The following is a 23,447-nucleotide window of genomic DNA, read 5'->3' as shown; positions in this document are numbered from 1 at the left end:
CGGCTACTTCCGCATGATGGTGGGCTCGTGGCGGCGCAGCACCCGGCCCACCAGCACGCCGAACAGCACGGACAGGGCGGCCAGCAGCCCCACCTCCAGCAGCCACAGACGGGGCTCGTGGTCGAAGAGCGGGTCCTGGGTGATCTTGCCGGGGACGATGGCTCCGAGGTCGATGGTGGCCGACATGGCGCCCATGGCCCAGCGGGCCGGCACGAACCAGGCGAACTGTTCGATGACGGGGACGCCGGTGAGCTTGAGCAGGGAGCCGCAGAAGACGACCTGCACGATGGTGAGCAGGACCAGCAGCGGCATCGTGACCTCTTCCTTGGTCACCAGGGCGGAGATCAGCAGTCCGAGCACCATGGCGGTGACGGACAGCAGGGCGACGACGAGGGTGATCTCGATCAGCGGGGGCAGGAAGAGGCCCTTGCCGCCGGGGGCGTTGGTCTTGACCCCGGCGAGGCCGACCAGGGTGAGGACCACGGCCTGGGCGATGGTGACGGCGCCGAGGACCACCACCTTGGACATCAGGTAGGCCGACCGGGAGAGCCCCACGGCGCGTTCGCGCTGGTAGATGACGCGTTCCTTGACCAGTTCGCGGACGGCGTTGGCGGCTCCGGTCAGGACCCCGCCCACGCACAGGATGAACAGGGCGTTGAGGGCCGTCTCCGCGGTGAGCTCGCTGCCGGCCAGCGCGCGGGCCATGGCACCCATGACGAACGGCAGGGCGACCATGATGATCAGGAAGGTGCGGTCGGCGCTGAGCACGGCGGCGTACCGGCGGATCAGGGTGGAGAGCTGCGAACCCCAGCTCTGCGCCTTGGGCGGCGGCTTGGGCGGGACGCCCGCGGCCCGGTCGCCCTGGCCCGCGAGCGGGACCCGGCCGGCCACGTCGACGTAGCGGCGGTACAGCGGCGAGGCCCGGTGCTGCCCGGCCCAGTCGCGCTCGCGCTCGTTCTCGAAGGCTTCGAAGGCCTCGGGCCACTGGTCGAAGCCGAAGAAGCCGAGCGCCTCGTCCGGGGGTCCGTAGTAGGCGATGCGGCCGCCGGGCGCGAGGACCAGGAGGCGGTCGCAGACGCTCAGGTTGAGGACGCTGTGGGTGACGACGATGACCGTGCGGCCGTCGTCGGCGAGGCCGCGCAGCATGTTCATCACCGAGCGGTCCATGCCCGGGTCGAGCCCGGAGGTGGGCTCGTCCAGGAAGAGGAGGGAGGGCTTGGTCAGCAGTTCCAGGGCGACGGAGACCCGTTTGCGCTGGCCGCCGGAGAGGCTGTGGATGGGCTGGTCGGCCCGCTGCTGGAGGCCGAGTTCGCCGATCACCTCGTCGACCCGGGCCTCGCGTTCGGACTTGGCGGTGTCCTGCGGGAAGCGCAGCTCGGCGGCGTAGACGAGGGCGCGGCGCACGGTCAGCTGGGAGTGCAGGATGTCGTCCTGCGGGACGAGGCCGATGCGGCTGCGCAGTTCGGCGTAGTCCCGGTAGAGGTCGCGGCCGTCGTAGAGGACGGTGCCGCGGTCGGCGGGGCGCAGGCCGGTCAGCGCGCCGAGCAGGGTGGACTTGCCGGCGCCGCTGGGGCCCACGACGGCGAGCAGGGTGGTGGCTCCGACGGGGAAGGAGACCTGGTCGAGGAGGGTCTTGCGGCCGTGGTCGACGGCCACGCCGAGGTCCTGCACGTCGAGGGAGACCTCGCCGGTGTCCACGTACTCCTGCAGCTGGTCGCCGACCAGGCAGAAGGCGGAGTGGCCGATGCCGACGATGTCCCCGTCGGCGATGGCGGCGGCCCCCGTGAGGCGGGCGCCGTTGAGGTAGGTGCCGTTGTGGCTGCCGAGGTCGGCGATCTCGTATCCGCCGCCGGGGCGGGACCGGAGTTCGGCGTGGTGGCGGGAGACGACGAGGTCGTCGATGACGAGGTCGTTGTCGGGGGCGCGGCCGATGCGGACGGCGGCCCGGTCGGCGAGCGGGCGCACCGAGGTCGGCCGCCGGAAGGTGGTGGTCATGTCCGGGCGGGAGACCGAGGAGGGGCGGGAAAGGACGGCGGGTTCGGCGAAGCGGACGCGCGGTCCGTCGGCGGCGCTGCCGAAGCGCAGCTCGCTCCCGACGCCGACCGCCCACTCGCGGACGCGGTGGCCGTCGACGAACGTGCCGTTGGTGCTGTCCTCGTCCTCCAGCGTCCAGTGGTCGCCTTCGGGGCGCAGCACCGCGTGGTGCCAGGAGACGCGGGCGTCGTCGAGGCAGATCTCGCAGAGGGGGTCCCGGCCGACGTGGTACGTCCGGCGCGGGCTCAACGCGGTGGAACCCCTGTCCGTTTCCAGGAGGAGCTCTGGCGCGGTCGGCACACCGGGGCGCTGGACCATGGGGCGATTTTCCCACGATCCGCAGCGCTCGGCATAACCGCAGGTCAGGGTGGCGTTATGGGTAATGACAACGGTCCCCGTTGCAGCCTTTGCCCATCCTCCCGAGGTGCGCTTCACTTCAGGCGAAGCGGAACGCGCGAGCGATTCGCCACGACCCACGGGGGACACCATGAGCGCGCACGATCACGCGCCCCACGACCACGACACCGTCGGCACCGTCGCTCACGAAGGCCACGGCCACGCGGGGCACAGCCACGGGGTCGCCGCCGACGCGGACCGCCGCTGGCTCGGCATCGCCCTCGGCCTGATCACGGGCTTCATGGCCATCGAGGTGGTCATCGGCATCCTGGCGCACTCCCTGGCCCTGATCTCCGACGCCGCGCACATGCTGACGGACGCCGTCTCGATCGTCCTCGCGCTGATCGCGATGCGGCTGGCCGCCCGGCCGGCGCGCGGTGGTTTCACGTACGGGCTCAAGCGCGCGGAGATACTCTCCGCCCAGGCCAACGGCCTGACCCTGCTGCTGCTGGCGGTCTGGCTGGCGTACGAGGCCGTACGGCGGCTGCTCGATCCGCCGCCGGTGGAGGGCGGGCTGGTGCTGGTGACGGCGCTGGCGGGCATCGTCGTCAACATCGCGGCGGCCTGGTGCATCTCGAAGGCGAACCGCACCTCCCTGGCCGTGGAGGGCGCCTACCAGCACATCCTGAACGACCTGTTCGCCTTCATCGGCACCGCCGTCGCCGGTCTGATCGTGCTCACCACCGGTTTCCGGCAGGCCGACTCGATCGCCTCGCTCGTCGTGGTCGTCCTGATGGTCAAGGCGGGCTACGGACTGGTCCGCGAGTCCGGCCGGATCCTGCTGGAGGCCGCCCCGGCCCACGTGGACCCGGACACGGTCGGTGACCGGCTGGTCGGGCACCCGCCGGTCACCGAGGTGCACGACCTGCACATCTGGACCATCACCTCGGGGCAGGCGGCGCTGTCCGCGCACGTGCTGGTGGCCCCGGAGGGCGACTGCCACGCCGTGCGCCGGGACCTGGAAGCGCTGCTGGCGAAGGAGTACGGGATCACCCACACCACCCTCCAGGTGGACCACGCGCAGGACGCCCTCCTGTCGGTCGGCCGCCCCGGCGAGGAGGACCGGACCGACGCGCACTGCGCGGACGCCCACGGCCCGGTCCACCGCGAGGGCCCGCACGACCACTGAGGGCCGCCCGGGCGGGGTAGGGATGCGCCATGACAGCGAAGCGAAGTGCCGGACTGCTCCTGTTCCGCCCCGCACCCGCACCCGCCGCCGGAGCCGGGGCCGGGGTCGAGATCCTGCTCGGCCATATGGGCGGCCCGCTCTGGGAGCGCCGTGACGCGGGCGCCTGGTCGATCCCGAAGGGCGAGTACGAGCCCGGGGAGACCGCGCGCGACGCGGCCCGCCGGGAGTTCGAGGAGGAGGTCGGGCTGCCGCCGCCGGAGGGTCCGTACCTGCCGCTGGGCGAGGTGCGGATGATGGGCGGGAAGCTGGTGACCATCTGGGCGGTACGGGCGGATCTGGATCCGGCCCTCGCGGTGCCCGGCACCTTCACCATGGAGTGGCCGCCGAGGTCGGGGCGGACGCAGGAGTTCCCCGAGCTGGACAGGGTCGAGTGGTTCACCCCCGACGCGGCCCGGACCAAGCTGGTGGTGTCTCAGATCCCTTTCCTGGAACGGCTGTTGGAACTCCTCCCCGATCAGGGTTGACCTGCCCTTTACTTGCCAACAAACCGCACCTGCATGGACATTGCACATATGACGAACGTCGTGCTGGTGGGAACCCTGGACACCAAGGGTGTGGAGTACGGCTGGCTGCGCGAGAGGCTGCTGCGCACCGGCGTCGAAGTGATCACGGTCGACACAGGAATCATGAACGAGCCCCTCGTGCCCGCCGACGTACCGCGCGAAGCGGTGGCGCGGGCCGCGGGAACGGAACTGTCCGCACTGCGCGCGGCCGCCGACCGGGGCGCGGCCGTGACCGCCATGGCCCGGGGCGCGGAAGCCGTCCTCTTACGCCTGCACGCCGAAGGACGGCTGCACGGGGTCCTCGCGATCGGGGGCAGCGGCGGGACCTCCATCGCCACTCGGGCGATGCGCGCCCTGCCGCTCGGCGTGCCGAAGGTGATGGTCTCCTCGATGGCGTCCGGGGACACGGCCCCGTACGTCGGATCGGCGGACATCACGATGATGTACAGCGTCGTGGACATCGCGGGGATCAACAGCGTCTCCGGGCCGGTCCTCGCCAACGCCGTCGCGGCGGTGACCGGGATGGCCGGGGCCTACGCGCGCTCCGCCCTGGAGCTGCGCCGGCCGGCCCCGCTGGGCTCGGGGCCCCGGCCGCTGATCGCGGCGAGCATGGCGGGCGTGACCACGACCGGCGTGGACGCGGCCCGGGAGCGCCTGACCGAACTGGGCTACGAGGTACTGGTCTTCCACGTCAGCGGGACCGGCGGCCGGACCCTGGAGACCCTGGCTGGCCAGGGGATCTTCGCCGGCGTCCTCGACCTCACCCTCAGCGAGCTCGCCGACGACCTGTGCGGCGGCATCCTGACCGCCGGGCCCGACCGGCTCAGCGCCGCCGGGCGGGCCGGGATCCCGCAGGTGGTGAGCCTGGGGGCGCTGGACATGGTGAAGTTCGGCCCGCTGGAGAGCCTGCCCGAACGGGTCCGCCACCGCCGGATCCACGTCCACAACCCCTCGATCACGGTGATCCGCACGACCGGCGCCGAATGCGCCGAGCTCGGCCGCAGGGTCGCCGCCAAACTCCGTGCGGCCACCGGCCCCACGGCCCTCTGCCTGCCCCTGCGCGGACTGTCCACGCTCGGCGCCCCCGGCGGGCCCTACCACGATCCCGACGCCGACGGGGCGCTGTTCGCGGCGCTGCGCGAGGGGCTGCGGGGCAGCGCCGCCCGGATCCACGACTACGACACCCACATCAACGATCCGGAGTTCGGGCGGGCGGCGGCCGACCGGCTGCACGCCATGATCGGGGCGCGGGCCGCCGCGGCCTGAGACGGCCTCCCCGGCCGGGAACCGGCCGTGGCGGAAATGTGTCCCAGGTGGTGGCCGGTCCCTGGAAGGACCGGCTCCAGGGTGCGGTCACGCCACGGCAAGGGGGAAGGCATGAGCGGCGTGTGGTCGGTTCCCGGTTACTCGGAGGTCCGCGAGCTCGGTTCGGGCGCCAGCGGCCGGGTGGTGCTCGCGGTCCACGAGGGCACCGGCACGGCCGTCGCCGTGAAGTACCTGAACGACCGGATGCTGGAGAATCCGGCCTTCGTACGGGAGTTCCGGGCCGAGGCCCAGCTGCTCGGCGCCCTGCGCTCCCCCTACGTGGTCGGGCTGTACGAGTACGTCGAGGCGCCCGGCGGCGCCGCGATCGTCATGGAGCTCGTGGACGGCATCCCGCTGAACGCCCTGCTGCGGCAGTGCGGGCAGACCGGACCGGAAGCGGCGCTGGTGCTGCTGAAGGGCTCCCTGCTGGGGCTGGCCGACGCCCACCGGGCCGGTGTGGTCCACCGGGACTACAAGCCGGCCAACGTCCTGGTCGCCGCCAACGGGACCTCCAAACTGGTGGACTTCGGCATCGCCACACCGCTGGGCACGACCCCCGGGGCGGCGGGCACCCCCGCGTACATGGCCCCGGAGCAGTGGCAGGGCCGGCCCGCGTCGCCCGAGGCCGACGTGTACGCGGCGACGGCGACCTTCTTCGAATGCCTGACCGGCCGCAAGCCCTACGACGGGCAGAACTTCGCGGAGCTCGCGGTCCAGCACATCGAGGCCCCGGTCCCGGAGACCGAGGCACCCGAGCCGGTGCGCCCGCTGATCCGGCGCGGACTGGCGAAGGCTCCCGAGCAACGGCCCGAGAACGCCGAGGCGTTCGTCGCCGAACTGGAGGCGGTGGCCCTGGCGGCGTACGGGCCCCAGTGGGAGGAGCGCGGACAGCGCAAGCTGGCCGCGCTGGCGGCCCTGCTGCCCCTGCTGTTCCCCTCCGCGGGCGCCCCGGCGCACGGCACCACCGCGCTGGCCACGACGGTCCTGCCGCCGCCGGCGCCGGGCTGGGCCCCGGGCGGGCGCGGGCTGCTCGCTGCGGGCGCGGCGCTCGTGCTCGGGCTGGTGGCCGTACTGGGCTACCAGGCGGTGGGCGTGGAGCCGGGCGGCGCGAAGGCGCTGAACGCGTTCGCGACGTCGAGCGCCTCGGCCCCGGCCCCGGTCACCCCGAAGCCCGGACCGAGCCCGTCCGCGTCACCGACCCCCTCTCCCACACCCGCGCCGTCCCCGTCGCCCTCGGCGAGCCCGGCCCCGAGCCACACCCTGCTCCCTCCGACGCCGACGCCCAAGCCGACCTGGACGGTGACCAGGCCGCCGACCCGGACCCCGACCGCTACCCCCACACCGACCCCGTCCCCGACCCCGACGGTCAGGATCTCCGCGGTGAACGTCCTTTCCTTCCGGCAGACCGCGCCGGGCACCGCCGAGGCCGCCCTCTCCGTCGACAGCGACGGCGCGGGCCCGTACACGCTGGTCGTGGAGTGGTTCACCGGTGACGACAAGGGCGCCCTGACCGTCCCCGACGGGCGCGAGCTCATCGAGTTCGGAGCCGGAAGCCCCGGTACCCAGACGAAGACCCTCGCGCACGCCTTCACGCAGGGCGCCGGCTGCTACTGGAGCGTCCGCGCCACCACCAAGCCGGCCGCCGCCAACCAGAGTTCCGTCCAGAGCATCTACATCCGGGGGTGCAAGCCGGCATGAGCGGTCCCCACGCCCCGCAGGGCGACGACGACTACAGCGCCACCGTCCTCGGCAGCCACTGGATCTCCGGACCGCCCGGGGACACGGACCGCACGGAACGGCTCGCCCGCACCGGACAAACGGCCCCGACCGCCCGGTTCGACGTACCGGCCGGGGCCGTGCCGGACCGGGTCGAGGGGTCGGTGCTGCGCTTCGGACCGGGGGTGACGGCCGCGCTGCCCGCGCCGTTCCCGCTGTACCCCGCTCCGGCCCCCCGCCGGCGGAGCGAGTGGCGGCGCTACACCCTGGCCGCCGTGGTCCTGATCGGGGTCCTCTGCTACCTCGGCTGGCAGCGGTTCGGCCCGGCCCTGGAGGTCCGGGACGCGGTGGTGTCCACCGATGCGAAGGGGCCCGGCTGCGACGGGACCGCCGACGTGGTGGCCGTCGTACGGACCAACGGGCGCCCGGGGGTGCTCACGTACCGCTGGCTGCGCAGTGACGGCACGCGCTCGGAGCAGCTCAGCGAGCGCGTCCCGAGCGGCCGGAAGGAGGCCCGGCTGCACCTGTTGTGGACCTTCCAGGGCAAGGGCACCCACCCCGCGAAGGCCGAGCTCGAACTCGTCTCCCCCGTACGGCGCACGGCCGCGGCGGAGTTCACGTACCGCTGCCGCCCCTAGGGGGTGGCCGCCGGGAGCCGGATCACCGCGAGGCCTCCGTCGAGGTCCACGCGGGAGCGGGGCGGGGCGCCGTCCTCCTCGTCGTCGCGCATGACCAGCGCGCTCTGCCGCTCCTTGAGTTCGTTCTGCTTGCCCGGCGAGAAGCTGGCGTGGAGTTGCTCGAAGCCGGTCGAGGACATCTGTCCCCTGCGGCCGTTCCAGCGCCAGGGCAGCAGGCCGGCCCGGCCCGCGCGCTCCAGCGTGAGGTCGAGGAAGGCGATGGCCGTGAGCAGCAGCGCGAGCCCGGGGAGGGTCATGAAGACGACGAAGGCCATGGCAGGACCCTAACCCCGGTCCTCCTTTCGGCCAACGCCCCGGCCCTGCCGACCGGTCCTTCCGGCCGGGGCGATCGTGGCCTTCCGGCCGAGGCGGCAGCGCCCCGCCCCTGGTTGACTCGAATGTGTTGGCGAGGGCATCAGGGATGGCCCTCACGGCACCCTTGCTGCCACGTTCCAGCCGGCGATACACCCCAACGGAACGTGGCTGTCCCGCACGGATGCCAAGTCCGCGCGGGAGGCCCGCAGCCGCTTTGGGGAGTGGCTGCGGGCCATCTCACCTGCCCGTCCGTGGCGGGCCGTTCGGATCGCCCCTTCTTCAGAAGCGCGCGTGCGCGGTGATGTCCGCCGCGAACTCCCCCGTCATCGCCGGGGTCACCGTCGGCCGGCACTGCGCCACCGCCGCCAGGTAGTCCTCCGTGCTCGCGCCCAGCTGGGCCGCCGCCGCGCCGCGCGCGCCCACCGCCTCCAGGTCCCGCTCGAAGGACACCTGCGCCGCGATCCGCGCCGCGTGCTCGATGTCGGCCGGGGTGAACAGCTCGCTCGCCCCGACCAGCGCCGCCACGTCCACGTCGGGGCGGCCGGCCGTGTAGCGGGCCCAGATCGCGGCGCGGGCGCCCGCGTCCGGGGTGCCGATCGGGATCAGGTAGTCGAAGCGGCCGGGGCGCAGGAAGGCCGGGTCGAGGGAGCGGATGGAGTTGGTCGCGCAGACCAGCAGCCGTTCGTCGCCCTCGCGGAAGCCGGGTATCAGCTTGAGCAGCTCGTTGGTCACCCCGTGGATCCCGCCGGGCTGGGCGGGCTCGGTGCGCACGGGCGCGATCTCCTCGACCTCGTCGATGAAGACGAGCACCCGTTCCAGTTCGGCGATGCGGGCGAAGGCGTCGCGCAGCGCGGCCGCGAGGTTGCCCTCGTCGGCGAGCCGGGAGGGCAGCAGCTCCACGAAGGGCCAGCCGAGCCGGGAGGCGATGGCGCGGGCGAAGGTGGTCTTGCCGGTGCCGGGCGGGCCGAAGAGGGTGATGGCGCGCGGCGGCCGCACCCCGTGCGCGGCGGCCCGCTCGGGCTCGGCGAGGGGCAGCACCACGCGCCGCTCGATGAGGTCCTTCTCCGTCTCCATGCCGGCGACCTTGGTCCACAGGTCGTTCGGCAGGAAGCGGCCGCCGAGGTCGTCGAGGAGTCCGGCGGCCGGGCCGTGCAGCGGCTCGGTCTTCTCGAAGTAGGCGACGGCGGGCTGCCGGGTGTAGCCGGCGTTGAGCAGGCCCTCGCCGAGCAGGTCCTCCTCGGGCAGGACGTACGCGATGCGCCCGACGCGGGCGGCGATGAGCCGGCGCTCCAGCTCCACGAGGAGCGCGCTGGCCAGGCCCCGGCCGCGCCAGCCGGCGGCGATGGCGATGCGCATGACCCAGGCGCGTTCGCCGGTGACGCAGGCGAGGGCGGCGCCGATGGGGACGCCCTGGTGGACGGCGACCACGCAGGGCTGCCGGTCGGTGAGGGCGCTGATGCATTCGGCGAGTGAGAAGACCGACTCCTGGCCGAGTTCGGCCGTGGTGTCGATCAGATGGACAACGGCCGCGAGATCGCTCTCGCGGTAGTCGTGGATCAGCCAGTTCACCGGGTACCGCCCCTCGTTCGTGCTGCTGCGTGCCTGCCGCGTGCCGGTTGCGCACCTTCCTGCGGCGAGGCTAGGGGCGGGCGGGCCCCTTGATCACGCTCCGTCGTGCACAACAGCCGGTCCGGGAACCCTCCGTATCGTCCATAGACTGGTGGTTTCCGCCCGAACCGCTGCCCGAGGATCCGTACGCCTTCATGACTTCCCACATATCCACCGGCACCGGCATCCGACGACGGCCGTCTCCCGTGTGGCTGGTTCCGGTCCTCTGGACCCTGGCGCTCGGTGTGTGGGGGCTCTCCCGGCAGAACAGCGTGTGGCGGGACGAGGCGGCGACCTGGCAGGTGGCGGAGCGCTCCCCCGTCGAGATCTGGCACCTGCTCGGGAACGTGGACGCGGTCCACGGCCTGTACTACCTGCTCATGCACGTGCTTTTCGAGGTGTTCGGGGCGAGCACGGCCACCCTGCGCCTGCCCTCGGTGCTGGCGGTGGCGGTCGCCGCCGGCTGTGTGGCGGTGATCGGGCGCCGGCTGGCGGGCCCGTGGGCGGGGCTGGGCGGCGGGCTGGCCCTCGGGCTGCTGCCGGCCGTGCAGTTCCAGCTCCAGGAGGGCCGGTCGTACGCGCTGATCGCGGGCGGCGCCGGACTGTCGACCCTGCTCCTCGTCTCGCTGATCACCTCCGGCGGAGCCGGTCCCGGGCGGCGGAGCCGGGCGCGCTGGACAGCGTACGGGGCTCTCGTGCTGGTCTGCGCCCTGCTGAACTGGTTCTCCCTGCTGATCCTGCCCGCCCACGCGGTCACCCTGTGGTGGACGCGGGCCGGGCGCCGTGTCGTGGCGCCCTGGCTGCTCGCCTCCGGGGCGGCCGTCGCGGGGGCGCTGCCGCTGATCCTGTTCAGCCGGACCCAGTCCGGGCAGGTCTCCTGGATACCGCCGCTGACCTGGCACATGATGATCGGCCCGGGCGTCCTGCTGGCGATCGGTGCGCTGTGTGCGCTCGCCGACCGCCGGAACGGGCCGCGCGCCGGTCTCCCGGCCCGGCTGACGGCGGCCTCGGTCGGCCTGCCGCTGCTGGCGGTGCCCCTGCTGGGGCTGGCGGCCGCCTCGCTGGTCCAGCCGCTGTTCCTGGACCGGTACGTGCTGTTCTCCATGCTGGGGCTGGCCCTGCTGATCGGTGCGGCGCTGGGCGTGGCCGTACGGGCCCTCGCGCCCCGGTGTCCGCGGGCGTCGGGCGCGCTCGTGCCGGCCGTGGTCGCGGTCGCGGCGGTGGCCCTGCTGCCGGTGGCGCTGGCCGACCGGTCACCGGCCAGCCGGGTCGACGATGTCCTCGCGGTGGCCGGGGAGGTGTCGGCGCTGAAGCGGGACGGGGACGCGGTGCTCTTCGTCCCGGCGGCCCGGCGGGACACCGCGCTGGTCTCCCCCGGGGCCTTCGCCGGCCTGCGGGACATCGCGCTGGCCCGCGGCCCCGTGGAGTCGGGGACCCTGAAGGGCGAGGAGGCCGACCCGGCCCGGATCTCGGCGGCGCTGCGGGAGCAGCGGCGGGTCCTGCTGGTCACGGACGCGCGGCAGGCGGCCAGACCCTCGGGCTCCCCGGCGGACCGGGCGAAGGCGGCCGTCCTGCGGGCGGACTTCACCGTGGTGGAGGACATCGAGGTCCGCGGCCGCCGGCTGACGGTGTACGAGCGGCGCGGCTGACCCCCTAGCCGGCCGCGGGCTTGCGGTCGACGGGGGTCGGGACCTCGACGGGGCCGCCGCGGCGGCGGCGGGGTCCGGACCAGGGGGCGGGGACCGCGTCGATGCGGTAGGCCAGGGCGTAGGCGACCGACTCGTAGTTGACGCGCCAGCCGCGGAAGTGCGGCCAAGCCTGCTCCGGCGCGCGCTCCATGGTCACCCCGCGCTCGCGCATCCGGGCGACCCCGTCGAGGAACTCCTCGTAGGTCAGCTCGATCGGGTCCTCCGGCAGCGGGTCCGGGTCGTGGGCGATGCCCTCCTCGTGGGCCAGGTCGCGCAGGCAGTTGAAGCCCGCGCGCAGGGTCACGCGCATCTGGGTCTGCGGGGCCATGGGGTTGAAGGCCAGGTAGAGCGCGGCGGCGTCCAGCACGGCGAGCAGGCTGATCAGCCAGTTCCGCTCCCAGCTCGGCGAGCGGAAGTGGATCAGCCCGGGGTGGTTGGTGTGGCTCTCGCTGACTTCCGCGGCCCAGCGCTCCCAGTCGCGGAACAGGTCGGGCAGGGTGTCCACCAGGTCGACCTGGGCGTGGCGGGCCAGCAGCTGCGGTCCCCAGGACGGTACGCCGCCGCGGATGCGCAGCAGGCTGACCTCGGTCTCCCGGCGGGCGTAGGCGGCGTAGAGGGTCGGGAGGTATCCGATCTGGAGGCCGATGACGATGGGGCCGGTGGCCGCAGCGCAGAAGTCCACGGCCGTCAGCTGGCCGCGGTCGACGCTGGCGAAGCCGAGGGTGAGGACGGAGGAGCCCGCTTCGCGCAGGGCGACGGTGAGCGGCATGCCGGACACGCCGTGTTCGAGGAGCCCGTAGCCGAGGAGGAACAGCAGCAGCCAGATCACCAGCAGGAACAGCATCGCGACCGGGGCGGCCGGGGCCAGGACGCGGTCCTTGAGCTGTTCGGTGGGCATCCGGTCGGCGACGAACTGGTACGGGGCGCGGAGCAGGACGCGCACGATCCGCGGCAGCTTCGAACGCATGGCCCGGGGCGTCACCAGGGCCTGGGTGACCGACACGAAGGTCCCGAGGACCACGAGGAACCCGGCGACCGCGCTGAGCACCCGCACGCTGCGCCCTCCTCCTCGGGGTCACCGGGCCTCCTCGGGGTCACCGGCTTCGCCCTGCCACCTCACGTCCCGGCCACCTCAAATCCCGGCCACCTCTCACCCCGACTACCTCATATCCCCGCGTCCGCGGCCAACGGGCGGCGCCCATCCGGTCGGCGCGGGCGCGCGCCGAAGGTCCGCGGCCGCCGGTTCACGTGATGCGCATGATTCGAGTGATTCACAGGGGATTCACAAGGATTCCCCGACCCCGGTCACAGGTTCCCCGGCGAGGCTCGGAGCATGATCCAGTACCTCTCCTCCCGACCGGACCGACGGGCACGCGCCCGTGCCCGCGCCCGCGGCCGGCGCGGTGCGCGGATCCTGCTCGCCCTGGGCGCCACGGCGGCCCTGCTCGGCGCCGGCGTCCCCGGCCCGCCGGCCGGACCGCCGCCCGGTGTCACGGTCCCGGCCCCGGCCGACGGGACGGCCGCGCGGGTCGGCGCGCTCTTCGCGGGCGGGCTCGACGGCGGCCACTTCTGCACCGCGTCCGTGGTGCGCAGCGAGGGCCGCGACGTGATCGTCACCGCCGCGCACTGCCTGGCCAGCCCGGACACCACCTACTTCGCCCCGGGCTACCGCGCGGGCAAGGCCCCGTACGGCCTGTGGAAGCTGACCGGCGTGTACGAGGCCCCGGGCTGGACGGACGGCGAGGACCCCGACGAGGACATCGCCTTCGCGACCGTCGCGCCGGTGGACGGCCGGCAGATCGAGGACGTGGTCGGGGGCTTCCCCGTCGCGGCGCGGCAGCCGGCCGGCGTCACCGTGTCCGTCGTGGGCTACCCGAGCCGCGAGGAGTCCCCGCTGTACTGCGCGAACACCACGACGCTGATCTCCGGGACCCAGAGGCGCATCGAGTGCCCGGACCTCAGCGGCGGCACCAGCGGCAGCCCCTGGCTCGTCGACGGCGCCCTGGCCGGGGTCCTCGGAGGGTACGAGGGCGGCGGGACCGTCCCGGAGGTCTCGTACAGCGCGGTCATGGGCGAGCAGGCGGTGGAGCTGTACCGCGAGGCGGCCACCGGCGGCTGAACCCGCCGGGCCCTCGGAGGGGACCGCCGGGAAGCGCGCGTCAGGAGGCCGCGAGGACCTCCGCCGCGTGCCGGACGGCCTCCTCCTTGGCCTGCTTGGCGGCGGTGAGGGAGGGCGCGTTCCTCTCGATGAGGGCCTTCTGGAAGGCCACCTCGGTCGCGTACCAGACGCCGATCACGTTGGTCCGCGTACGGCACTCCACGTCCGCGGTCGCCGTCGCCGTCTCGGCGGGCGCCGGCTGCGGGGAGGAGAAGCGCGGGTCGTTGGGGGCGTCCATGGGTTTCGCGTAGCCGAAGCCCTTCTCCTTCATGCACCGCGACCACGCGCCGAAGGCCGCGACCACCTGCGGGTCCTCCTGCGCCTTGGCGTAGCCGGTGTGGCCGAGGTCCTGCACGAAGTCGCTGACCGGTGAGGCGCCGCCCGTGACGCGGGCGGTGGCCTCGCCGAAGCAGCCCCGCTCCGGCACCTGCCGGCCCGCCACCGTCGCGGTCGGGGCGGCGGTGGGCCGGGGGCCGCCGCCGCCCGGGCCGACCAGGACGGTCCGCTCGGCTTCGCTCATCGCGGCCTGCGTGCGGTCCGCCGCCTCCCTGGCGGCCGAGGAGGCGGCCTCGTCGCCCGCGGGGCGGTAGCCGCGCGCGGCGGCGAGACCCGCGTCGTGGATCCCGTAGCGCAGGTCGGTGTCGGAGGCCGGGCCGTAGGCCGGCAGGGGCGGGGCGGGGGTGTACTGGAACCCGTAGCGCCGCATGCACTGGTCGGTGACCAGGTCCAGCGCCTTGTCGATCTGCGCCAGCTCCGCCTTGGAGGGGCGGTAGGCGTCGAGCGGGAGGCTCAGGGTGACGGGGTCCGGGACCGGCGGGGTCGCGCGCTGCGGGGCGACGGTGACGTCGGTGCGCGCGGTGGCGGCCGGCTCCGACGGGCCGGCGCACGCGGTGGCGGTCATCGCCGCGCCCACCGCGCAGGCCAGGGCGAGCAGTCGTCCGAGAGCGTGCATGCGTCGTTCCCTTCGCGTGGGCCGGTGGGCGGGGCGATCGGCGTCCGTCGTCAGGACACGTGCTTGAACGAGGCGTTGTCGTTGTAGGTCGCCGACAGGTTGCGTCCGTTGCCGCGGCCGATGTAGTCGGCTATCCCCTGGTAACCCTTGTTGAAGTACACCTGCGCGGCCAGGTCCGTCCTGGCGTTCCAGGCGCTCGCGGCGTTGTTCTTCACCTCGGTTCCGGCGCCGTTGCCCCACTCGCAGAAGCTGGCCGTGTAGTAGTCCACGCCCGTCTCCCGGCCGAGGTAGCCGAAGTCGTACTCGTCGTAGCGGAAGTACCGCACGGCTCCGTTGAAGCCGGAGTTGTAGTAGAGGCCGAAGGTGAAACCGCCCGTGCCGTCGCAGGCCTTGTTCTGGGCGTACATGTGGGAGTTGCGGATGTCGGCGCCGGCCGGGGTCGACGGCAGGGCCAGGGCGGCGATGAGGCCGGCGACCGCCGCGCCGGTCAACGTGCGTACGCGCATGGGAGATCTCCTCGGGTGGGACGGGGAGGGGAGCTGAACCGTGCACAGGTTCGCGGGCCTTGAGAGCGCCCGTCTTGTTGGAATGCGACAGGTTCCGGAGGTGTGCTTCCCACTTCTGCGGCTCCTCGTGATCCGGCCACGGACCGGGCCCCGGTTGGCCCGAAGATCACTAGGCCGCGGCCCTCCGGCGGGGAAAGGATCGCTGCCGGGGCGCGGGGAATCCCCGTTCCCGGTCCCGTCGCCGGACTCCCGCTCCTCCTCCGCAAGGAGTAAGCACCCGTGCCCGCACCAGCCGCCGCCCCGAACAGCCGCCTCGTGTCCCGGTCACCCGTCCTGCGTGGCCTCGTCCACCACTACTCGAGCTTCTCGTACAGGCGGACGAAGCCCGTACGGCGGCTCATCACGCCCAACACCGTGGCCACGGTCAGCTTCGGCTTCGGCTCACCCATCTCGACCGACAGCCTGGTGGATCCGGCCCTTTCGCGGACCTGCCTGTCCCGGGCCGACCTGCCGGCGACCACCGCGGTCACGGGACGGCACTGCGGTCGGGTCCGGGGCATCACGCTCGTCATGAACCCGCTGGGCGCCTACCGGCTCTTCGGGGTGCCCATGCACGAGTGGGACCGGTCGCACCTGAGCCCCGCCGATCTTCTGCCCCACCAGTTCCGCCACCTGCCCGAGCAGTTGGAAGCGGCGGACGGGGCGGCGCAGGCCCGGATCCTGAACGAGACGCTGCCGCGCCTGCTGGGGCGGGGCCCGTTCGTCGCTCCCGAGATCGTGTGGGCCTGGAGTGAACTCCACCGGACGCGCGGGCGGATCCGCGTCAAGGAACTGGCCGCCGGGACCCATTGGAGCGTCCGGCACCTCGAGCGGCGTTTCCGGGAGCACGTCGGGCGGTCCCCCGCCGCCATCGCCGCGGTCCTGCGGCTGAACCACGCCATGCGGCTGCAGGACCGGGGGGTCCCGCTGGCCAAGGTCGCGCAGTTGGCCGGCTATCACGACCAGGCCCACTACAACCACGCCTTCAAGGCCGCCATCGGGCTGACGCCCACGCAGCTGTCCGCCGACCGGCTCGACTGGACGCCCCAGTCCGCCTGAGGACCTGCCCCTGTCGGTCCGGGGTCCGCTCCGCGCGTCCAGAGACTCCGCCGCGTTCCGTGGCCGTTGCGTCCGCAACCCCGCGCGGTGGCGGGCACCCGCGTGCCCGGAATCAGAAGGAGAAGCATGCGACCACCAGGACAGACGGCCAGGCCGGCCCGGACGCGCGGCCGGCCGGGAGCGGTGCGTGCTGGCACGGCACTGGGCGCGGCCGCGGTGATGGTGTTCACCGCGCTGGCCGGCAATTCCGGGACGGCGAGCGCGGCGCCGCCGCCCAAGGTCTCCGAGGACCGGGCGTGGACGACGACCGGGGACGCGGAGGGCTTCCACCTGATGGTGGCCGACGCGAAGGACGGCTACCGCTGGCGCACCGCCGCGTCGCTGTCCGAACCGGGCTTCGACACCGACATGTGGATCGGCAACGCCTGTGTGACGGGGTCCGGGCGGCGGGCCGTCGTCGTGTTCGCCCCGCGTACGTTCACCAACGAGCCGCGGCTCATGGCCCGGGGCGGGTTCACCGCCGTGGTCGATCTGGGCACGGGCGCGGTGACCAAACTCGCCCTGCGGGCCTCGCTCTCCTACTACAACCCCGGCTGCGGCGTGGACGAGACCGCGGTCCTCACCCAGTCGCCCGGGGAGGACAAGACCTCCACCCGGCTCGTCCGCCTGGACGCCGCCACCGGTCTGCTCGCGGCGCCGGTGGAGTCGGCGGGGCAGGTCACGTCGGCCGTTCCGGTCCGGGACGGGAGCATCGTGGCCGCCGATGCCGGCGCCGTCGTCAGGGTCGGGAGCGACGGTGCCACGACGGCCGTCGCGGTCACCGACGGCGTGCCGTTCCGGCTCACGGCGGACAAGGACGGCGGTGTCGTCTTCCTCGACAAGTCCACCGCCGGACCGAAGGCGGCCGGCGCCCCGGCCGCCGTCCCCACCGCGAAGGTGAAGCGGATCGCCGGGGCCCAGATCGCCGCGCCGGCCCCGAAGAAGGGCAAGCCCTCCACGACCGGTGAGCCCACCCGGCCCGTGAAGCCCGCCGAGCTCGCGTCGGGGCCGCTGGCCGCGACGGGGCTGGCCCGGGACGCGGCGGGGACCGTCTACCTGACCGGGCCGGTGACCAAGGGCAAGGTCAAGCTGCCCAAGGCGGCCAGGCTGCTGCCGAAGGCCCCCAAGGGCGCTACGGTCAGCACCCACGGCGAATCCGTGGTGACCGCCGCCGGCTGGGCGGACGGCAAGGACTCCCGGATCTCCCCGGACGAGGCGAGGGACGCCCGGCCGGTCACCGTCGATCTGCTGCGCACGGCGTCCGGGAAGAGCTCCACCTCCGTGATCGATCCCGCCGCCGGGGGCGGCGCTGGCCTCGGCCGCGGCAAGGAGGCTTCGCCGCGTGCGGCGGGGAGCTCCGGGGCGGGCGGCACGGACGGGGACGCGGCGCCGCGCGCCGCGAGCGCCGCCGCGTCCGGCCCGACGGAGATCGTGGAGTCGGAGCGGTACTGCTCCGTCCCGCGCAACGACCCGCGCAACCAGGCCATGCAGCCCAAGCCCCGGCAGGTCGAATGGGCCGTGGACCAGGCGATCCAGGGGACGCTGAACCAGAACACCAGCCGTCCCGCGAACTGGAAGAACCTGGGCATGCCGGCCTATGCGCCGCAGACGCTGTTCCCCCGGCTGGCCCTGTCCGGCCAAGGCCGGGTGCCGGCGCAGATCATGCTCGGGATCACCGCGCAGGAGTCCAACATGTGGCAGGCCGGCCGGTACGTGGTCCCCGGCGTCACGGGGAACCCGCTGATCGGCAACTACTACGGGATCGACTATTACGACGGGGACAGCTCCGACGACTGGAGCGTCAACTGGGAGAAGGCCGACTGCGGTTACGGTGTCGCCCAGATCACCGACGGCATGCGTCTCGCCGGGCGCGGCAGCAACCCGTTACCGTACGACACCCAGCGCGCCGTGGCGCTGGACTACGTCACCAACATCGCCGCGGGGCTCCGGATCGTCAGCGAGAAGTGGAACCAGACCCGCGACGCCGGTCTGATCGTCAACAACGGCGACGCGTCGAGGATCGAGAACTGGTTCTTCGCGCTCTGGGCCTACAACTCGGGCTTCCACCCGGACCTGGGCGACGGCAGCACCTGGGGCGTCGGCTGGGCCAACAACCCCGCCAACCCGGAATGGGACACCGGCCGCACCCCGTTCATGGAGGACTGGCTCGGCAACGACGACTACCGCGATGCCTCCCACCCGCAGGACTGGCCCTACCAGGAGAAGGTCATCGGCTTCGCGGGGCACGCGCTCGAGGCCCTGGAGTCCCCGGGCAAAACCGTGGCCGGCTACCGCAACGCCTGGTGGAGCGGCACCACGGCAGATGCCACCGTGCCCGGCAGCGCCAAGTACAACCGCGCGCAGGCCAAGCCCGCCGAGGACACCTTCTGCCAGGTCCTCGCCGACGACCCCGCCAACAACTGCGACTCCAGCCGCATCAGCGACGACTCCACCAACGACAACGGCCCCTGCCGCCTGTCGAACCTGCACTGCTGGTGGCACACGCCCGTCACCTGGAAGGCCGACTGCCAGGCCACCTGCGGCAACGAGATCGTCCGTTTCAACTCCACGTACAGGGAGGAGCCCGACGGCACCGCCTACCCGCCGGCCTGCACCCTGACCGGGCTGCCGGCGGGCGCCCTGATCGTCGACGACCAGCCGGACAACGTGCCGTCCGTACGCCCGAACTGTGGGCGTCCGTGGGCCAACGCCGGTACGTTCACGATGTCGTTCGGAAGTGATCCGGGCGCCACGACGTTCCCCGCGAAGGTCGACACCCATCAGATCGGCGCCGGATTCGGCGGGCACTTCTACTTCACCCACACCCGCAAGAACGACCTCAAGGGGCAGCTCCTCAAGGTGTCCGCCACCTGGGCCCTGCGGGATCCCGTGGCCAAGCCGGTACAGGTATGGGTGCACCTGCCCGACCACGGCGCCCACACGGGCCGCGCCGTCTACGAGGTGAACCTCGGGCGGGGCAAGAAGAAGTCCGTGACGGTCTCCCAGCCGAGCGGCAAGAACCGCTGGGTGCCCCTGGGGTACTTCGTCTTCACCGAACGGCCGTCCGTGACCCTGACCAACATCACCACCGACGGCACCGGGGACGCGGACATCGCCTACGACGCGGTCGCCTTCCTGCCCGTCGACGGCACGTGGGCCGAGCAGAGCTTCGACGCGGTGGCGATCTTCGACCAGGACCAGAACATGGACACGGACACCCCGTGGCTGCTCAAGACCCCCTTCCGGACCATGACCACGCTGCGGGACTGGGCCGTGGAGCGCAGTTACGGGGGCAAGAGCTGGACCGGTGACTCCCCGACGGTGGGTATGGGGATGATGCCCGTCTGCCAGGGGGCGAACCGGGGCCCGGACTGCGTCGGTCCGGCCACCCACGCGGCGGCGATGGAGTGGTACGAGGACGCGCGGCGCGGCGGCACCGGACACGGTGACAGCGCTCCGGACATGACGCAGGCGATCTGGATGGGGTACGCGAACGCCCGGCCGCCCGCCGAGATCGACCCGCACAGCTCGTTCATGAGCGACGGCTCCTACAAGATCAAGACCCATATCGAGGCGCGCTACATCGTCGACCCCACCGGGAAGATCATCCCGGGCACGGAACAGGCGGACGTGACCACACGGACGGGGGACACGCACATCGCCCCCTTCGTCCTGAAGATGATGAACGCCATCGAGGAGGACTACGGCGTCCCGGCGCCGAACCTCGCGCACGCGTCCATCGACGCCAATTCCTGGAAGGACGGAGCCTCCGTCCTGGTCACGCCCAACGAGACGGGCAAGACCCCGGGGCGGGAGTACCTCCCCAACGTGACCGCGCCGCGCATCGTGGCCGACGGCCGGTGCGTGGAGAGCCGGTCGGTGAGCGGGGGCACCATCGGCTACCGCCCGATGGTGGCCAACGACTCGGTCAAGAACGAGACGGTGCAGTGGGTGGAGCGGACCGAAAGGCTCGCGGCCACCGGCTACCTGCCCGAATCGGTGCGCAAGACCGTGGGCGACATCTACTCCACGTTCTTCAAGGTCTGGGGGCCGGGCGGCACCTTCGGGACCCTGTTCAACGCCGCACCCCCGATCTGGCAGAACGTGAGCGTGGCGTTCTGCGCCGACGGGTCGGTCGTCCCCACCGCGCGGGCCGACACCCCGTCGACGGACCCCCACCTCGGCATCGTCACGCAGAGCTGGATGCCCGACCTGTACCTCTACCTCAACGGCAAGGCCATCGACAACGCCGGCCGCCCGACCACCGGCCCCGCGTCCCGGGGCAACTTCCGCAACTTCTCGGAGCTGCCCCTCAGCGACCCCCACCCCTACGGCTTCTGCGACATCGGCGAGCGCGGCAACAGCGGCAACCCGTGGCAGATCGACGCGGTCGAGGGCGGTGATCCGACGCCGTCCAGCGGGATGTACTGCGACACGCAGACCCGGTACAGCAGTACCCGCACCGACTGAGCGGGGAGGGTGACGCGACCCGGTGAACCGAAAGGACCCCGGCGGCAGCACCGTGCCGCCGGGGTCCGCCCGTCACACGCCGCCCGTCACGCCTCTCCCACCTCCGCGGAGGCCTCGAACCAGGTCGGCTCGTCGCGCAGGGCCTGGCGGATCCGGTCCACCGCGAAGGACTCCAGCGGCTCCGGCAGCGCGTCGGGTGCGAACCAGGCCACCTCCAGCGACTCGTTGTCGTTGACCCGGGCCTCCCCGCCCGTGGCCCGGCAGCGGAAGGTGATGTCCTGGAACTGACAGACGTCCCCGTTGGGGTAGGTGATCGGCGGGAGCATCTGCACCAGCACCACCCGGTCCGGTACGCACCGCACGGCCGTCTCCTCGTACACCTCGCGCACCGCCGTGTCGGCCGGCTGCTCCCCCGGCTCCGCGATCCCGCCGACGACCGACCAGCGTCCGGTGTCGGCGCGCCGGCCCAGCAGGACCCGCCCCAGGTCGTCGACGACGACGGCGGTCACCCCGGGCAGCAGCAGCAACTGGTGACCGGCGGTGGCGCGGAGCGTGCGGATGAACTCGGGTGTGGTCATTCCCCGAGCCTACGAGGACCGGGCGGTGCGGCGGGCGAACGACCAGCCGAGTCCGGCGAGGGCCACCCCGAGCAGGAGGTACTCGGCGAGCGGGCCGAAGCGGGTGGCGGGGGTCTGCGTGGAGCGCAGCGGGATCTCCGCGACCAGGGCGTCCGGGGTGAACATCCTGGTCTGCTGCACGATCCTGCCGTCGGGGCGGATCACGGCGCTGACCCCGCTGGTGACGGGCACCAGGACGGTCCGGCTGTGCTCCACGGCCCGCACCCGGTCCATGGCGAGCTGCTGGTAGGTCATCTCGGTGCGGCCGAAGGTGGCGTTGTTGCTGGGCACCGCGATGACCTGGGCGCCGGCCCGCACGGTGGAGCGGACGGCGTCGTCGAAGGCGGCCTCGTAGCAGGTGACCATGCCGACCCCGCTGCCCGCCATGTCGAAGACCCCGGGCTCCTTGCCGGGGCCGAAGTCGCGCCGCACCCGGTCCACGTCGGAGCTGAAGAGCCGGACGAAGGAGCGCATCGGGATGCGCTCGCCGAAGGGCTGGATCTTGCGCTTGTCGTAGGTGTCCACGGGCCCCTTGACCGGGTCCCACAGGATCATCGTGTTGCGCAGCGGGCCGGTCTCCGGGGCCAGTACGGAGCCGATGGCCACGGGCACCCCGATGGTCTTGACCGCGTTGTCGATGACGGCGTAGGCGTCGGGCTCGGCGTACGGGTCGATGTCGGAGGAGTTCTCCGGCCAGACGACGAAGTCCGGCTTCGCCACCTTGCCGAGCTTGATGTCCTCGGCGAGCTGGATGGTGCGGTTGGCGTGGTTGTCCAGGACCTGGCGGCGCTGGGCGTTGAAGTCGAAGCCGGCGCGCGGGACGTTGCCCTGGATGACGGCGGCCGTCACGGTTCCGTCCTCGGCGGCGTCGGAGACCAGCGGCCGGGCCGCCAGCGCCCCGGCGAGCGGGGCGGCCACGGCGGTGGCGGCGAGCAGGGCGGCGGTGGCCCGGCGGGTGTCGGCGCCGACGCGCACCACCTCGTACAGCCCGAATCCACACAGGGCCACGGCGAAGGAGAGCAGCGGGGTGCCGCCGAGCGCGGCGAGCGGCAGGAAGACCCCCTCGGGCTGCCCGAAGGCGAGCTTGCCCCAGGAGAAGCCGCCGAAGGGGGCCCGGGCGCGCAGCGCCTCGCCGGCGATCCAGACGGCGGCGCCCCACAGCGGCCAGCCGGGGAGCCGGCTGACGAGGGCGATGCCGAGGGCGGTGAGGCCGATCAGCAGGGATTCGAGGGTGACCAGGGCCAGCCAGGGGACGGGGCCGACGCCCTCGCCGGTCCAGACGAGCAGCGGCAGCAGGAAGCCCAGGCCGTGCAGGACGCCGAGGCCGAAGCCGGCCCGCGCGCGGCGCCCGTACAGGCACCCGCCGAGCAGCGCGAGGGCGAGGGGGGCCAGCCACCACAGGGGGCGGGGCGGGAAGCTGAGGTAGAGGAGCACTCCGGCGAGGACGGCGAGCGCGGGCCGCGCGAACCGGCCGGCCCAGCGGCGCGCGGGAGACCCCGTCACGGCCGCGGCACCGGTCGCCCGTCCCTGCCCGGGACCCTGCGGCTCGTTCACGGCTTCGTTCCCGGCTTCGTTCCCGGCCGCGCGGGTCGCACTGCTGCTCATCTGGCGGAGTGTACGTCCCCTCGCTGTGCCGGTGGCGGAGTCAGTGGGCCAGGGTGCGCAGATGGGTGCGGATCACACGGACCGCGTTCTCCGCGTCGTCGACCGTGACGGTGAAGAGCTTGCCGTCGCCGAGCCGCAGCTGCAGGCCCTCGCCGCGCCGCACGATGACGGCGGTGCCGCGCTCGGGGCGCCAGCGGTAGCCCCAGCCGCCCCACTGCTGCGGGGTGATCCGGGGCACGTACTCGGCGGTCTCCACCTCCGTGAGCCGGATCCGGCGGCGCGGCAGTCCGATGTGCCCGCAGCGCACCTCGACGGCCTCGGCGTCGACGGTGACGGAGGCGTGCACGAAGGCGAGGGTGCCGAAGAGGATGAGGAGCCCCGCGGCGAGACAGCCGACCACCGCCATGAGCATGGCGACGATCCCGGCGTCCCAGGCGTGGTCGACGGCGATCTCGATCCCGAGCGCCAGGAAGGCCGCACCGGCTCCGGCGAGCAGCCACTGCACACGGTTGGAGGCCCGGCCCGCCCAGAGCGGTCCCGGAGGGTGACCCGTCATGTGTAGCAGCGTACT

Annotated in this window: 18 protein-coding genes; 9 read left to right on the top strand and 9 right to left on the bottom strand. The window is 73.1% G+C overall.

Annotated elements, in window-relative coordinates; genetic code table 11:
• Nucleotides 1-3 precede the first annotated feature (3 nt).
• A complete protein-coding gene (locus NLX94_RS05365) occupies nt 4-2,352 on the bottom strand; it encodes an FHA domain-containing protein (RefSeq protein WP_254381421.1) in 2,349 nt (782 codons plus the stop codon).
• A gap of 169 nt (nt 2,353-2,521) precedes the next feature.
• On the opposite strand from NLX94_RS05365, the gene NLX94_RS05360 reads away from it, so the two are divergent.
• The 5 genes from NLX94_RS05360 to NLX94_RS05340 all read left to right on the top strand — a co-directional run bounded on the left by NLX94_RS05360 (nt 2,522) and on the right by NLX94_RS05340 (nt 7,781).
• The gene (locus NLX94_RS05360) at nt 2,522-3,559 is read left to right on the top strand and encodes a cation diffusion facilitator family transporter (protein WP_254381420.1); all 1,038 of its coding nucleotides are present in this window, start codon (nt 2,522-2,524) and stop codon (nt 3,557-3,559) included.
• A gap of 29 nt (nt 3,560-3,588) precedes the next feature.
• Complete coding sequence (locus NLX94_RS05355) at nt 3,589-4,083, top strand: NUDIX domain-containing protein (RefSeq protein ID WP_254381419.1); 495 nt, start codon at nt 3,589-3,591, stop codon at nt 4,081-4,083.
• A 48-nt stretch (nt 4,084-4,131) separates the two neighbouring features.
• Nucleotides 4,132-5,388, top strand: coding sequence for a Tm-1-like ATP-binding domain-containing protein (locus tag NLX94_RS05350; protein WP_254381418.1), 1,257 nt, complete (start codon nt 4,132-4,134; stop codon nt 5,386-5,388).
• Nucleotides 5,389-5,499: 111 nt separating this feature from the next.
• Nucleotides 5,500-7,125, top strand: a complete 1,626-nt coding sequence (locus NLX94_RS05345; RefSeq protein WP_254381417.1) for a serine/threonine-protein kinase — start codon at nt 5,500-5,502, stop codon at nt 7,123-7,125.
• Entirely contained in the window at nt 7,122-7,781 is a 660-nt protein-coding gene (locus NLX94_RS05340; protein ID WP_254381416.1) for a hypothetical protein, read from the top strand. The genes NLX94_RS05345 and NLX94_RS05340 overlap by 4 nt, the downstream gene beginning before the upstream one ends.
• Here the strand turns inward: NLX94_RS05340 and NLX94_RS05335 are convergent.
• Together NLX94_RS05335 and NLX94_RS05330 are read right to left on the bottom strand one after the other, a co-directional pair.
• Nucleotides 7,778-8,095: a DUF6191 domain-containing protein gene (locus tag NLX94_RS05335; RefSeq protein ID WP_254381415.1), complete on the bottom strand. Its 318-nt coding sequence runs from the start codon at nt 8,093-8,095 to the stop codon at nt 7,778-7,780. The two genes, NLX94_RS05340 and NLX94_RS05335, sit on opposite strands and share 4 nt — an antisense overlap.
• Nucleotides 8,096-8,414: 319 nt before the next feature.
• Entirely contained in the window at nt 8,415-9,704 is a 1,290-nt protein-coding gene (locus NLX94_RS05330; RefSeq protein WP_254381414.1) for a bifunctional GNAT family N-acetyltransferase/ATP-binding protein, read from the bottom strand.
• A 194-nt stretch (nt 9,705-9,898) separates the two neighbouring features.
• On the opposite strand from NLX94_RS05330, the gene NLX94_RS05325 reads away from it, so the two are divergent.
• Entirely contained in the window at nt 9,899-11,392 is a 1,494-nt protein-coding gene (locus NLX94_RS05325; protein WP_254381413.1) for a hypothetical protein, read from the top strand.
• Nucleotides 11,393-11,396: 4 nt separating this feature from the next.
• Here the strand turns inward: NLX94_RS05325 and NLX94_RS05320 are convergent, their stop codons facing one another.
• Nucleotides 11,397-12,485 carry a hypothetical protein gene (locus tag NLX94_RS05320; RefSeq protein WP_254381412.1) on the bottom strand — a complete coding sequence of 363 codons (1,089 nt, stop codon included), beginning with the start codon at nt 12,483-12,485 and terminating at the stop codon, nt 11,397-11,399.
• Between the two features lie 279 nt (nt 12,486-12,764).
• Here NLX94_RS05320 and NLX94_RS05315 point away from each other — a divergent pair, with 279 nt between their 5' ends.
• Nucleotides 12,765-13,550 (top strand): serine protease, encoded by a 786-nt coding sequence (locus NLX94_RS05315; protein ID WP_254381411.1) that lies wholly within the window; start codon nt 12,765-12,767, stop codon nt 13,548-13,550.
• A 40-nt stretch (nt 13,551-13,590) separates the two neighbouring features.
• Here the strand turns inward: NLX94_RS05315 and NLX94_RS05310 are convergent, their stop codons facing one another.
• A complete protein-coding gene (locus NLX94_RS05310; RefSeq protein ID WP_254381410.1) occupies nt 13,591-14,541 on the bottom strand; it encodes a hypothetical protein in 951 nt (316 codons plus the stop codon).
• A 50-nt stretch (nt 14,542-14,591) separates the two neighbouring features.
• Nucleotides 14,592-15,047: a hypothetical protein gene (locus tag NLX94_RS05305; RefSeq protein ID WP_254381409.1), complete on the bottom strand. Its 456-nt coding sequence runs from the start codon at nt 15,045-15,047 to the stop codon at nt 14,592-14,594.
• A 279-nt stretch (nt 15,048-15,326) separates the two neighbouring features.
• Here NLX94_RS05305 and NLX94_RS39275 point away from each other — a divergent pair, with 279 nt between their 5' ends.
• Together NLX94_RS39275 and NLX94_RS05295 are read left to right on the top strand one after the other, a co-directional pair.
• A complete protein-coding gene (locus NLX94_RS39275; protein ID WP_254381408.1) occupies nt 15,327-16,145 on the top strand; it encodes a helix-turn-helix transcriptional regulator in 819 nt (272 codons plus the stop codon).
• A 183-nt stretch (nt 16,146-16,328) separates the two neighbouring features.
• Nucleotides 16,329-20,654: a hypothetical protein gene (locus tag NLX94_RS05295; RefSeq protein ID WP_254381407.1), complete on the top strand. Its 4,326-nt coding sequence runs from the start codon at nt 16,329-16,331 to the stop codon at nt 20,652-20,654.
• 86 nt (nt 20,655-20,740) lie between these two features.
• On the opposite strand, the gene NLX94_RS05290 is transcribed toward NLX94_RS05295, so the two are convergent.
• From NLX94_RS05290 to NLX94_RS05280, 3 genes are read right to left on the bottom strand one after another with little or no spacing between them, the layout of a single operon-like run.
• The gene (locus tag NLX94_RS05290) at nt 20,741-21,232 is read right to left on the bottom strand and encodes an NUDIX domain-containing protein (RefSeq protein WP_254381406.1); all 492 of its coding nucleotides are present in this window, start codon (nt 21,230-21,232) and stop codon (nt 20,741-20,743) included.
• 9 nt (nt 21,233-21,241) lie between these two features.
• The gene (lnt, locus tag NLX94_RS05285; RefSeq protein WP_254381405.1) at nt 21,242-22,876 is read right to left on the bottom strand and encodes an apolipoprotein N-acyltransferase; all 1,635 of its coding nucleotides are present in this window, start codon (nt 22,874-22,876) and stop codon (nt 21,242-21,244) included.
• A gap of 40 nt (nt 22,877-22,916) precedes the next feature.
• Nucleotides 22,917-23,432 carry a hypothetical protein gene (locus tag NLX94_RS05280; RefSeq protein ID WP_254381404.1) on the bottom strand — a complete coding sequence of 172 codons (516 nt, stop codon included), beginning with the start codon at nt 23,430-23,432 and terminating at the stop codon, nt 22,917-22,919.
• Between the last annotated feature and the right edge of the window lie 15 nt (nt 23,433-23,447).

It is taken from the genome of Streptomyces sp. TBY4 (assembly GCF_024213195.1).
Lineage (GTDB): Bacteria > Actinomycetota > Actinomycetes > Streptomycetales > Streptomycetaceae > Streptomyces.
This window is presented reverse-complemented; position numbering and strand designations above follow the sequence as displayed.